Source organism: Marinobacter sp. DY40_1A1 (assembly GCF_016597815.1).
Taxonomy (GTDB): domain Bacteria; phylum Pseudomonadota; class Gammaproteobacteria; order Pseudomonadales; family Oleiphilaceae; genus Marinobacter; species Marinobacter xiaoshiensis.
On the sequence record NZ_VCHA01000002.1, the window covers coordinates 59,296 to 72,442 of the forward strand.

At 56.3% G+C, this 13,147-nt stretch carries 10 protein-coding genes; 1 reads left to right on the forward strand and 9 read right to left on the reverse strand.

From position 1 onward, the window contains the following. Together FFI61_RS06165 and FFI61_RS06170 are read right to left on the reverse strand one after the other, a co-directional pair. Complete coding sequence (locus FFI61_RS06165) at positions 1 to 3,027, reverse strand: efflux RND transporter permease subunit (RefSeq protein ID WP_200369658.1); 3,027 nt, start codon at positions 3,025 to 3,027, stop codon at positions 1 to 3. Next, the gene (locus FFI61_RS06170; RefSeq protein WP_200369659.1) at positions 3,027 to 4,106 is read right to left on the reverse strand and encodes an efflux RND transporter periplasmic adaptor subunit; all 1,080 of its coding nucleotides are present in this window, start codon (positions 4,104 to 4,106) and stop codon (positions 3,027 to 3,029) included. Before FFI61_RS06170 ends, FFI61_RS06165 begins: the two co-directional genes overlap by 1 nt. A gap of 164 nt (positions 4,107 to 4,270) precedes the next feature. Between FFI61_RS06170 and FFI61_RS06175 the strand changes: the two genes are divergently transcribed. Continuing rightward, on the forward strand, positions 4,271 to 4,909 hold the full coding sequence (locus FFI61_RS06175) for a TetR/AcrR family transcriptional regulator (RefSeq protein ID WP_200202935.1): 639 nt from the start codon (positions 4,271 to 4,273) through the stop codon (positions 4,907 to 4,909). Between the two features lie 31 nt (positions 4,910 to 4,940). On the opposite strand, the gene astB is transcribed toward FFI61_RS06175, so the two are convergent. The 7 genes from astB to FFI61_RS06210 all read right to left on the reverse strand — a co-directional run bounded on the left by astB (position 4,941) and on the right by FFI61_RS06210 (position 13,089). Continuing rightward, positions 4,941 to 6,281: an N-succinylarginine dihydrolase gene (astB, locus tag FFI61_RS06180; protein WP_200202936.1), complete on the reverse strand. Its 1,341-nt coding sequence runs from the start codon at positions 6,279 to 6,281 to the stop codon at positions 4,941 to 4,943. Positions 6,282 to 6,333: 52 nt separating this feature from the next. After that, complete coding sequence (gene astD / locus FFI61_RS06185; protein WP_200369660.1) at positions 6,334 to 7,812, reverse strand: succinylglutamate-semialdehyde dehydrogenase; 1,479 nt, start codon at positions 7,810 to 7,812, stop codon at positions 6,334 to 6,336. Positions 7,813 to 7,847: 35 nt separating this feature from the next. Next, positions 7,848 to 8,912 carry an arginine N-succinyltransferase gene (gene astA / locus FFI61_RS06190; RefSeq protein ID WP_200202938.1) on the reverse strand — a complete coding sequence of 355 codons (1,065 nt, stop codon included), beginning with the start codon at positions 8,910 to 8,912 and terminating at the stop codon, positions 7,848 to 7,850. Further along, positions 8,906 to 9,946 carry an arginine N-succinyltransferase gene (locus FFI61_RS06195; RefSeq protein ID WP_200369661.1) on the reverse strand — a complete coding sequence of 347 codons (1,041 nt, stop codon included), beginning with the start codon at positions 9,944 to 9,946 and terminating at the stop codon, positions 8,906 to 8,908. Before FFI61_RS06195 ends, astA begins: the two co-directional genes overlap by 7 nt. 8 nt (positions 9,947 to 9,954) lie before the next feature. Next, positions 9,955 to 11,169 carry an aspartate aminotransferase family protein gene (locus FFI61_RS06200; protein ID WP_200202940.1) on the reverse strand — a complete coding sequence of 405 codons (1,215 nt, stop codon included), beginning with the start codon at positions 11,167 to 11,169 and terminating at the stop codon, positions 9,955 to 9,957. A 122-nt stretch (positions 11,170 to 11,291) separates the two neighbouring features. After that, positions 11,292 to 11,813 carry a DUF2478 domain-containing protein gene (locus FFI61_RS06205; RefSeq protein ID WP_200202941.1) on the reverse strand — a complete coding sequence of 174 codons (522 nt, stop codon included), beginning with the start codon at positions 11,811 to 11,813 and terminating at the stop codon, positions 11,292 to 11,294. 10 nt (positions 11,814 to 11,823) lie between these two features. Beyond that, on the reverse strand, positions 11,824 to 13,089 hold the full coding sequence (locus FFI61_RS06210) for an NADH:flavin oxidoreductase/NADH oxidase family protein (RefSeq protein ID WP_200202942.1): 1,266 nt from the start codon (positions 13,087 to 13,089) through the stop codon (positions 11,824 to 11,826). Positions 13,090 to 13,147: the final 58 nt, after the last annotated feature.

Here is a 13,147-nt window from a genome sequence, read left to right on the forward strand (position 1 = left end):
CTACGCCGGAGCGTTTTCCGGTTCAGCCACTTTCACCTTGATCAGCTGCGTACACACCGCGGGGATGACCAGCAGGGTCAGTACAGTTGAAGCCAGTAGCCCTGAGATGATCGCCCAAGCCATGGGTGGCCAGAGTGTGGAGCTGGAGAAGGCCAGTGGCAACAGGCCGGCTACGGTGGTTGCCGTGGTCAGCAGGATGGGCCGGGTTCTCTGGATCACGGCTTTGCGCATGGCTTCGTGAATGTTCTCGCCGTTTTCCAATTCTCTGTCCATCACATCGAGCAGTACTATGGCGTTGTTCACCACAATGCCCACCAATGCAATCACACCCAACAGCGACTGAAACCCGAAGGGTGAGCCGGAAAGCACCAGGCCGGGGATTATGCCCACAGTGGCCAAGGGTACGGTCAGCAGAATAATGCCCACGCGGCGGAATGAGTTGAACTGCAGCAACAGGAAGAAGAGCAGCAAGAGTATGCCGATGGGTGCTGCGGTTAGCAGTGCGCCATTAGCATCGCCGGAGCCTTCAGCATCACCACCCATTTCCAAACGGGTACCTTCAGGCAGAGGATTATCTTCCAGCGCGCGCTGCAATCCGTCCAGCGCCTGGCTGAAGCTGTAGCCCGTCAGCAGGTTAGCCGTAACTGTATTGAGTCGGGTACCGTTGCGCAGATAGCGGGCGGCGGGCTCCCAAGTGGTCTCCACACTGGCAACAGCAGAAAGTGGAACAGCTTGCCCCTGATCGTTATAGATATTCACCGAAAGCAATCGTTCCAGTGGCAGCGACGTGCCTTCCTGGGATCGCAGCACCAGTGGTATGGGGTCTTTCTCCTGGCGGTAACGCTCGGCAACCACACCAAAGCTTTGGCCATACAGGCTCTGGGCCACATCCGCACGGGTAAGCCCGTATCTTGCAGCGGTGGCATCGTCCACATTTATGGCAATGCTGGGCACACCAATATCCAGGTCGTGCCGCACATCCACGGTGCCTTCGACTTGGCGCAATGCACTGAACAACTGCTCCACCGCGTGCGTGCGGGTCTGTTCATCGGCGTGATAAACGCGCACCTCCACGGGGGCAATGCTTGGCGGCCCTTGTCCCAGAACACCTACGCCAACATCCAGCTCGGGCATCTGTTCATCTACGTGGGCACGAATCCAGCGAATCATTTCGGTTGTGTCTTCCAGCGTTGGTGTCGCTATCACTAGCCGGCCTCTGTTTGGTGCTTGAGGTGCGCGCTGGAGGTTGTAATAGAATGCGGGGCCGGTAAAGCCAACAAACCGGTGAATTTGTAGCGCTTTGGGCTGAGTACGTATGGCGTGCTCCAGATTGGCGGCCGCTTCAGCAGTGCGCTGCTGATCTGTGCCTTCGGGCATAAAGAGCTCGACAATCACCTGAGGCCGATCGGCATTGGGGAAGAACTGCTGTGCCATAAATGTCGTCATGGACAAACTGATCACAACCAGAAAAGCGCCAGCAGCAATCAGACGCTTTGGATGGCGGTACACCATGCCACCAAGAAAACGCGCCAGGCCTAGCAGCCGGTCGGCCTCGGCATTGCGGCGGGGCTTGAGGAAGCGTGCTGCCAGCAGGGGCACCACCGAGATCGCCAACAGGTAACTCACAGACAACGTGAGCATGATCATCACTGGCACGCCCCGCGTGAAGTCTGCCGCACCGCCCTTGGCAAGCAAAAGCGGAGCAAAGGCGGCGAGTGTAGTGCCGGTAGAAGCTCCCAGTGGTCCCGCAAGCTCACTAACCGCTTTGCGCAGAGCATCCAAACGGCGCATGCCCTCATCCAGATGGCCCTGAATGTTCTCCACGATCACAATGGCGTTGTCGATCAGGATACCCAGGGAAATAACCATCCCGATAACGGCTATCTGGTGCAGCACGCCACCGCCAAGATCGTAAAGCCCAACGCTGATCAGAGCCACCATCGGCAGAATGGAAGCCACCAGCAGGCCCATTCGAATACCCATGCCGGTGAACACCACAGCCACGATGATCAACACCGAAAGCACCAGGCTCCAGGCCAGATTATCCAGGCGCTCCGAGACCTTATCCGGCTGGAAGAACATCTCGCGGATTTCGTAGGGCTCAAAGTCAGGGCGAATCTGGGCAAGCCGTTCTCGCACCCGTTCACCAAAGCGGATCGCGTCAGTCGAACCTTCTTCCATAATCAACGAGAGCAATACAACTCGCTCACCATCGAACCAGGTTTCTGGCTGGCGTGGCTCTGCGGGGCCACGCCATACATCGGCCGCCGCCGCCAGCGGCACCTGAGAGCCGTCCGGAAGTTCGATCGGTGTCGCTCGAATGGCATCAATATCCGCAAACTCGGTATTGGGGAGCACTGACAATCGCCGGCCGTCGACAACCACAAAACCGCCGGGGGTGGTCTGGTTGCGCTGGGCAAGGGTTTGCAGAATTCGCGCCGGCGAGATGCCCAGGCGGTAAAGCGCCGCATCATCCAGAGCCAGGGTAATCTGCTCGTCGGCATCACCTTCCAGCTCAATTCGGGATACACCGCTGAGATCGGAGAGGTTTTCTTTCAGGCGTTCCGCCACACCCGTCAGCTCACTCACCGAAGGCGCGCCGCCAATAGCCAGAACAATGGCCGGGTTATCGATCAGGCGATCATCCAGAGCCATCTGACCAACGTCGTCCGGGAAGTCCTGCTGTGCACGCTCCATTGCTTGGCGAACTCGATCCCAGGCAGGGTCTGTATTGTAGATGTTATCGTTGAGGCGCAATCTTACAAGGGCAACGCCGGTGCGCGCCGTGCCCTGGGCAACATCCACTTCTTCAACCTGGCGCAGCTCATCGCTAAGAGGTCTCAGTACCAGTCGCTCTACAGCATCGGCACTGGCCCCCGGGTAGCTTACCGAGACCAGCCCGGCCCGGTAGGGAAATGAGGGATCTTCCTGGCGCGGCATGGTGCTGTATGCCGCGATACCCAGCAAACACAGCATGGTAACCACCATGCCCAACAATCGCTGGTAATTGAGCAAACGGCGCGTCATCAGCGCACCTCCACGGCATCACCGTCTGCAAGGCGCGTCATACCTGCATAAACCACTTGATCGCCGGGTTCCAGCTCACCTGTCCGCACCACAACGCGCTCACCTACAACACGCTCAACCTGTATGGGAACTCGCCGGGCAATGCCCTCACGTACCCGAAATACCGTCATGCCATCAGCGCTGCGGAGCACGGACAAAAGCGGCACTGTCATGGCTGATTCCCGAGTGGGTGTAATACCCACTTCAACAGGCTCACCGGTATCCAGGGTATTGATCGGCAAGCTAACCAGAACCGGATGCAACTCACCCCGGATAGCGCCCGCCTGAGCAATTTCAACAACCGAGCCAAGTACCGGAGCCTCAATTCGATTCTGCACAGACCATACCGGCAATTCTTCATCTACCGCAACATGGGCGAGCAGGTAGGCAGGCACCCGTACCTCTACTTCCTTACCTTCAGGAGAAGACAGACGCATTACCGGTTGGCCGGCCGCTACAAACTCGTCTCTTTCGACCAGTAGCGCTTCCACACGACCACCAAACGGCGCTCGCAAAGCACTTTCTTCCAACAGTTGAGCGGCCTCAGCCAATGCGGCCTGGGCTGTTGCTACGCTGGCCTTCAACGAATCCCGGCGAGCCGCAATCTGCTCAAGGTTTTGCTCTGAAACAACACCCCGCTCGTGCAGACGACTCGAACGCTCCCACTCACGCTTGGCTTGATCATAACGGGTGTTCAACTCGTCCAGCTTGGCTTTTGCCGAATCTCGCGCCGGTTCCAACGCCGGATTGTAAACTCGCGCCAACAAGTCGCCGGCGGCGACGGTCTGGCCCAATTCCACTGCCCGTTCCCGAAGCGTTCCGCTAACCTGGAAGGTAAGCGTTGCACGCTGGGTTGACCTTACAATGCCGGAAAAACGCAGGGTGATTTCCTGAGCTTCGCCACCCGTAACCTCTGAAACACGCACCGAAACCACATGCCCACCCGAGGCAGCGGGGGCATCATCAGCCAGGCAACCAGATAAAAACAGGCCGCAGGCAGCAAGAAATAAAAGGGCAGCAGGGGTACGCGATGGTGTCATAAAGTATCCTTTCGTCCGTGCTCAAGTTGTTGTTGATACCGCTTCCTGCGGAAATCCGGGGCGTTAAGCCCGACATGATGTCATTCTTTGACATTATGTCAATAATCAGCTTTCATTCTCCAATTGAAAAATTAACCGTTGAAAGAGCCTGACGAGAGAACCCGATGACTGAACCGCTGAAAACACGCCGTGAACGGGAAAAACAGGCCCGCTACGACACGATTCTGGACGCCGCTGAACGGGTCTTTTCAGAGAAGGGCTACGAACGCACCTCCATGGATGACATTGCCCGCACGGCAAGCCTGAGCCGGGCTCTACTGTATGTCTACTTCAAAGATAAGGCGGCAATTCAACGGGGCATCATGCTGCGTGCAGGGCATAGCTTGTATGAACGCTTCAGAAAGGCACGGCTGACTGCCGATACGGGGCTGGCGCAAATTCGCGCTATGGGGGAATCCTATTATCGTTTCTATCTGGATGAGCCAGATTATTTCTCTGCCCTCACCAAAGCCTCCACCGCTATGGCTGAGGCAGATGAAACCCAAGCCAAAGAAATGCTTTGCTCAAAGACAGAGCTGATGGCGCTGATGACTGAGGCCATAGAGCTGGGGCTGAAAGATGGCACCATGAGCCGTCAACGTATCCACAGCCCGGAGCAGACCGCGCTCTATCTACGCGGGGCACTGCACGGCGCTCTCTTGTTGTGCCAATCCGAAGCCAGCGAGAGTGGCGATAACTTCCCGGCCGAAAGCCTTATCCGACACACGATGGATATGCTGGCTTCTTCGATTGCGGCACCCTGACCATGCTTTTTCGGAGCAACCGGGAAGGCTGCTACATCTGGAAATCGTAAATAGAACCCAGCCCCAGAATTCCGGTCAGTTCATCCAGCGCTTTGCGCACTTCTTCCAGCAGCATGGGGTCGGCCAGGTCTTCCCTGCCAAGTTCGCTACGGTAGTGGGCTTCAACCCAGGTTGTCAGGCGCTCATAGAGCGCATCGGTCAGAATCACGCCCCGATGCATGGCCTTTAGTTCGTCGTCATTCAGAACCACTCGCAAACGCAGGCAAGCAGGGCCGCCGCCATTGCGCATGGACTGCTTCACATCAAACACTTCCACTGAGGTAATAGGCCCGCCAGAGGCCAGCAGCTTATCGAGGTACTTGCTCACAGAGGGCACTTCCCTGCACTCCCCCGGAACCGCCAGCAGCATGCCATCGGGCGTATTCAGCAACTGGCTGTTGAACAGGTAAGAAGCCACCGCGTCTGAAACAGGCACTTCCGCACTGCTTACACGAACAGCCTCCAGCTCAGCGCCAGTCAACCGGGCACGAATATCTGACAGCACCCGCTGTTCATCAAGAAACGCCAGGTCGTGATAGAAGAGCGTATTACCGTTACCCACCGCGATAACGTCGTTATGAAACACTCCCGCATCAATGGCTGCCGGGTTTTGTTGAGCAAATACCAGATGCCCATCTTTCAGGCCGTGCAGGCGGGCGATAGCCTGTGAGGCCTCAAGAGTCTGCCGGGCCGGGTATTTTTTCGGAGCCGGGGCTTGCTCGTTGAATGCAATCTGGCCATACACAAATAGCTCCACCCCCGGGTCACCATATCCGCCGCAAAGACGGGTGTGGTTGGCTGCGCCTTCATCACCAAAGTGACTGACCGAAGGCAGCGCCGGGTGATGGGCAAAATACCCTTCGTCCGCGAAGATAGATTTGAGCATGCGGCCAGTTACCCTGTGCTCAATGGAGCGATGGAACTTGGCGCTCAAGTTGGCGGGGGTGAAATGCACCCTGTGGTCGTCTGTATCGGCACTGGGTGAAACCGTAGCCGCATTAGCTGTCCACATGGACGAAGCCGAGGCCACAGCCGCCAAGATCGACGGGCTGGATTTAGCTGCTCGCGCCAGAATTTGTGCATCCGTGCCGCTGAACCCAAGCGCTTTCAGAGAAGGTATATGAGGGCGCTCATGGGGTGGCAATACACCCTGAACGTAGCCCCGATCTGCCAGGCGCTTCATTTTCGCCAACCCCTGAAGCGCTGCTTCCCGGGGGTTGGATAGCGCATTCACATTGGACTTCGATGCCACATTGCCCCAGGACAGGCCCGCATAATTGTGGGTTGGGCCAACCAGGCCATCAAAGTTTGCTTCTACCGCATGTTTTGCCATGTCTGGGAATTCCGTCCATCCGGATTCAGGGAATAAATCTCAACGTTGCCAATCAGGAATCGAAGTTAAGGCCCGGCGCCAGGCTTTCCGGCACCTCACTTTTGCCCGCTTCAAGAGAGGCCATAGGCCAGGCGCAGTAATCAGCCGCATAGTAGGCGCTGGCCCGATGATTTCCGCTGGCGCCTACGCCTCCAAAGGGTGCGGCACTACTGGCGCCGGTCAGAGGGCGGTTCCAGTTAACAATGCCTGCCCTTGCCTCTTCCAGTAATCGTTCGTAGAGCTTTCTGTCGTCTGAAAGCAGGCCGGCAGAAAGCCCATAACGGGTGTTGTTAGCCAGCTCCAGGGCATCATCAAAACTCTTGTACCGGTAGACGGTTAACAGGGGCCCGAAGAACTCCTCATCCGGCAGTTCCAACCCGGTTACATCCACAATGCCCGGAGAAAGAAGGCCGGTATCTGGCTTGAGTTGTTTCATCTCCAATAGCGATATTGCGCCTTTTTCGAGCATGCTGGCCTGAGCCGCCAAAAGCTTTTCCGCCGCCTGTGCGGAGATTACCGACCCCATAAACGGTTGGGGTTTGTCATCAAACTCCCCCACCTGGATACGGGCAGACACAGTCACAAGGCGATCCAGAAACTCGTCGCCCTTCGCGCCTTTTGGAACCAGCAACCTTCGCGCGCAAGTGCAACGCTGGCCAGCAGACAGAAATGCGGACTGCAGAGCGTGATGGACCGCGCCATCAACATCCGAAACATCTTGCACAATCAGCGGGTTGTTGCCGCCCATTTCCAGGGCAAGGATCTTCTCCGGCTGACCGCCAAGTTGCTCATGCAGCTTATGGCCCACCGTTGAGCTACCCGTAAAGAACAAACCATCAATTGCAGGGTGGCCCGCAAGCGACTTGCCTGTATCCGCAGCACCCTGAACCAGGTTGATTACACCATCCGGCAGTCCCGCCTTTTCCCACAACTTAACCGTCAGTTCCGCCACGCCGGGGGTCAGCTCACTGGGTTTGAATACAACCGTATTGCCCGCCAACAGTGCAGGCACAATATGGCCATTAGGGAGATGGCCGGGGAAGTTATACGGGCCAAATACAGCAACCACTCCGTGGGGCTTATGGCGAAGTACTGCATGACCACCGGCGACATCCGATTCAGAATGCCCGGTGCGATCATTATAGGCTTTCACCGAAATGCCGATTTTGCCTGCCATGGCAGCCACTTCCGTGCGGGACTCCCACAGGGGCTTGCCGGTTTCCAGGCCAATCTGGTGGGCCAGATCTTCCTTGTTTGCGTCCAGCAACTCAGCAAAAGCTTCAACAACCGCCAGGCGTTCGGCAAAGCTCTTGCGTCGCCATTTCAGGAAGGCGTCCCGCGCGCTCCGCACGGCTGCATCCACATCGGCCAGGCTCGCGCCGGTGCCTTCCCATACGGCCTCACCGGTAACGGGCTGAACAGACTCAAACGCGGCCCCGTGGCCTTGCAGCCAAAGCCCGCCAATAAACAGTTCGCCTGTCAGGTTTGCCATATCACTAACTCTCCTGCTGCTGGAATAATAAGTTTTTAGTTTGCGGCCTTTGCCGGTGCCTGAGACCTTTCCTTAAGAGGCGCCAACCGAACCGGATCGCCAGATTCGATTTGCAAGGCCTCTGCCACTTCCGGTGGCAGACTGACCGTATCTATGCCAACGCAACTGGCCGGCACCGTTGTTACCCGGAAGTTACGGAACGAACGATTGGAAATCATCACCCGCTTATCAGCTGGCACATCAAGATCAATGGCTTTGCGGGTCACCGAGGCATAGCGGTTGAAGCTGTCCCGAACTGTGCGAATGGTGTGCACGAACGCCTCAACTACCGGGCCACCATCAAAGATGTCGACCATGCCATTAAAGTTAAATCCTTCGGCTTTCAGCATGGTGAGCGCCGGAGCCGTATTGCCATGAACCCGCCCAATAACTGCCCGGGCCGAATCCGGCAACATGGGCAGGTAAATTGGGTACTTGGGCATCAGCTCAGCAATAAACGATTTATTGCCAAGCCCGGACAGCATGTCGGCTTCTATAAACTCCATATCAAAAAATTTGCTGCCCAGCGCATCCCAAAGCGGGCTCATTCCCTGCTCATCAGACACGCCGCGCATTTCTGCAAATACTTTTTCAGAGAAGTGCTTTCGAAACTCATCAAGAAACATGAAGCGACAACGGGACAAAAGCAGACCATTGCCACCGCCGTGGTAATCGCTGGATAGCAGCAACGAGCATATCTCGCTGGTGTCTGTCATATCGTTTGAAAGGTGCAGTGTGGGCGTACGCACATGCACACCCAGCTCTTTGGAGGCGTTTACGGTAACGCTGAGCCGATAGTTATAAAACACCTCATCCAGGCCCACACGGGCCTGAATACCGCTAATCCCTACAGCTTTGCCAGTATCTGTATCTTCCAGAGCAAACAGGTACAGGCCCGCTTCCGGTGCACAGCGCTGATTGAAGGTTTCCTGTGCCTGGTTAATTTTACGCTGCAACATGTCCCGGTCGGCTGGCAGCGAAGTCAGTCCTTTGCCCGCTCTCTGCGCCATAGTATAGAGATCTTCAAGATCGCTTTGCTGGAGCGGTCGGATGACTAACATGGCGCTACCCTCACTTCATCACCAGCGGTCTTCTCCAGTAAACTCCAGACCTTCACAGGTACCTTAAGGGTACCCTCAAGCGTGCCGGCTGCGCGGGCCAGAGTGCAACGAAATCCGGCGCCGTCACCCGCTGCAATCAGGCAAAGATCCCCACCTCCATCGTCAGCATCACCCACAGCACCATGGAGAGCTTTGAGCTGGCTGGTCACCAGCGTGTGTAAGGCATCAGTGCGCGCTTCCAGCACTGGCCCGCCGTCAAAAATGTCCAGATAACAGCCGGCCTGGAACCCTTCTCTCTGTAGCAGTTCAAGGTTTGGCACTGTCAGTTCATGGGGCTGCCCTAACGCCTCCTGCGCTGCCTCGGAAAGCAAAGTGACATACACAGGATGCGGCGGCATAAGCTCCGCAATAAAGGTTTTACTGAGCGCACCCGAGTGCTGGTCCGCCGTTTCAAAGTCCATATTGAAAAAGTGACGCCCCAGGCTGTCCCAGAATGGCACGCTGCCATCTGCATGCTGAACGCCCTGAATTTCCACTGCAACGCGCTGGGTGAACCAGTCGCGATGCCCGGCAATGAACAGGATTCGGGCTCTCGACAAGAGTTCAAAGGCTTCCGTGTTGCGCAATTCCGGGGTAATGGAAAACGAACACAGCAGTGTGTGATCGGTCAATCCGTGGCTGGGATAGAGAACGTCTACGCGGCTTGATATGCCAAGTTCGTGGGAGGCGTGAATCAATGCATCACGGCGGTAGTTATAAAACGGCTGACCATTGCCCGCACGGGCATCGATACCAGCTGCGCCGTGAACCCTGCCAGTGGCGGTATCTTCCAGAACAAACAGAAATCTTGGCAATGGGCCGCCAGCAATGGTTTTACCGGCGAGAGAAGTAAGCGAGTGTTTTATTTTTTCGGCAAGGGCTTCACGCTGCCGGGGCAGCGTGGATGAAAGGCGGGCGGTTTCTGAACCAGCCGCGCCTGCAATTTCCAGTATCTGGTTCACGTCATCCGGTAGTGCCGGACGTACCAACCACATAAGATCTCCTAGGCAGTCAGTCTCTTCACCGCCGCTTCGAAACGCTCAAGCGCTTCATCAATATCAGTATCCGGAATGATCAGCGAAGGTGCCAACCGAATCACATCAGCGCCAGCAATCAACACCATCACACCTTCATCCAGGCCAGCGTTGAGAAACTCTTTCGCCTTGCCTTTCCATTTTTCAGTCAGCACACAACCCAGCAAAAGCCCCTCACCGCGCACTTCACTGAAGACATCATAACGCTTGCCAATATCCATCATGCCTTTACGCAGGTGATCAGCGCGGGCCTTAACGCCTTTCAGGATCTCGGGCTGGCTCACGGTATCGAGTACCTTCTGGGCAACGGCACAGGCCAGCGCATTGCCGCCATAGGTGCTGCCGTGGGTGCCAATACCAAGGCTGGCTGCCACTTTTGCCGTGGTCAACATGGCGGCTACCGGGAAACCACCGCCCAAACCTTTGGCGCTGGTAAGAATATCAGGCACCACACCGTACATCTGATATGCATACAAATGGCCTGTACGGCCTACTCCAGACTGCACTTCATCAAAAATCAGCAAGGCATTGTTATCATCACAGAGCTTGCGCAAACCTTCCAGAAACTCAGGGTCAGCCGGAACCACACCGCTTTCACCCTGAATCGGCTCCACAACCACAGCGCAGGTCTTCGCCTTGGAGATCAGCTTTTTGACGGATTCCAGGTCGTTAAAGTCTGCGTGGTGAATACCACCTGGCGCAGGCTCAAATCCCTCCAGGTATTTTGCCTGTCCGCCCACACTCACGGTGAACAAGGTACGGCCGTGGAAGGCGTTCTTGAAGGAGATAATTTCGTGCTTCTCCGGGCCTGTGTGCTCCCAGCCATAACGACGTGCCAGTTTGAACGCCGCCTCGTTGGCTTCACCACCGGAGTTGGCAAAGAACACTCGCTCGGCAAACGTGAGATCGCATAAAGTTTTGGCCAAACGCAAAGCCGGCTCGTTAGTCATCACGTTAGAGAGGTGCCAGATTTTCTCTGCCTGCTCCATCAATGCACCAATCAGCCCGGGATGCGAATGCCCGAGACAGCTCACGGCAATGCCACCCTGAAGATCTATAAACTCGCGGCCGTCCTGATCCCAAATCCGGGAACCCTCGCCTCGCACGGGAATAATAGAACCCGGTGCGTAGTTGGGGACCATAACTTCATCAAACAGTTCTCGGCTGACAGGTTCTTTGTTCATAGATCTCTCTCGGAAAAGCAGTTAAGCCTATAAAAATAGTAGAGTTGCCGGCGTAGGCAAGTAAGTAGGTGTGCGGATCAGTCACTTATACTACGCCACTTGATGCCTCAGCACATCTGGCGCTATCGCCGCTGTAAAGTTCCGTCACACCACTGCAACACAGCCTCTTCTGAAAAAGGCAGGTCTATTGCCTGGCCACCACCAAACTCATGCCACTGGGAAAGGAACTTGCGCTTGACCACCGTCAAAACCGGAATACCAGCATCAAGCAACTGAATAATCTCTGCGCGGCAGCCTTTGCCATCTATTTCCTGCTGCCCAAACCGATTCACAACAGCCAGCCGCGGCGGCTGATTCAGTAACGCACGCAACACCTTGGTTGCATCCGCAAGCCCATGCGGGTCGAGGCAACAGGATTGCGACTCCTTCCCCAGGTTCTGGGCAATGGAATATTCCTTGCCGGTTTCCAGATCCTGAAGCGCCATTGGCGCTCGGCGCAGGCCCTGTTCATTCAATACCATCGCCAGACCGGCGGTTCTGTCACCACGCTGGTTCAGTGTCGCTGCGACCATGTGCAGCAGTTTATCCACGGGCTGCTCGTCGTTGTCGTAGATAACAGCGGCGAGGTTCAATTCTGTGCTCATAATTTCGGACCTATTCACCAGCGCGCAACCGGGTTCTGACGCCCCTGGTTGTCATTACACCCAGTACTTCAACCAGTGACCACAGCCCCCGGTCGTGCTGTCGAGGCGGCTTGCCATTGCCCATGCGCCCAAGTTGGCGCGCGTACCAGCTCACCTCCATCAACGCCATGTTGTCGATTGCCTTGATACCGGTTTTGATCGGTTTTACAAGGCTGGTAAAGGCTTCCCCCGACATGACCCGGTTTGGCAGATCCGGCTCCACTGCAAGCGGCCGGGCCAATCCCACCAGATCCGTCGCTCCGGAGGCCAGAGCATGGGCCATACCCTCGCTGGTACGAAAGCCCCCGGTAACCATCAAGGGCACATCCGCGCGCTTGCGCACCTTCTCTGCAAATGCCAGAAAGTATGCTTCCCGTGCCAGGGTGCTCTGCTTTACGTCTCCATCCCCTTTGCCTTTATTGGTTCCCTTCGCCATGGCAGGGCTCTCGTAATTGCCCCCTGAGATCTCAACCAGGTCAATTCCCTCGCTCGCCAGAGCATCGATAACCGCCAGGGACTCCTCCTCGGTGAAACCACCACGCTGAAAATCCGCCGAGTTCAATTTGATACCCACGCAAAAACCGGGTTGAGTTGACGCACGAATCGCTCGATAAACTTCAAGCACAAACCTCATCCGTTTCTCTGCGGATCCGCCCCACTCATCCGTGCGCTGGTTGTGGTGCGGCGACAAAAACTGACTTACCAGATACCCGTGAGCGCCGTGGATCTGCACGCCATCAAATCCTGCCTTCTCGGCAATGGCGGCACTGCGGGCAAACCGCTGAACAATGTCCTCAACTTCTGGCCCGGTGAGTGCTCTGGGCGTGCCGAACATGCTTTGCATTTCCTTGCGGAACGGGATAGCACTCGGCGACACCGGCGCCTTGTTGAGCATCTTCGGGATCTGTTTACCCGGATGGTTCAGCTGCATCCAGATCTGCTTACCCCCCACCTTGCCGGCTGCAGCCCACGCCTTGAGAAGCTCGATGTCCTGCTCATCCTCCAGCACAATATTCTGTGGCTCGCCAATATGCCGGCGATCGATCATCACGTTTCCGGTAATCGACAACCCCGTTCCGCCTTCAGCCCAGGTGCGGTAGAGCGTAACCAGTTCTTGGGTAGCCCGGTTATCAATCGTGCCCAGAGCCTCACTCATGGCAGACTTGGCGAAGCGATTGGGAATAACGGATCCGTTCTTGAGCTTTAGCGGTTTGGAAAGAACTTCAGCGGGGTTCATGACGAGCATCTCTGATGGGTCTCTGAATCACTTTATGGTGACAGAATACAAAAAATCC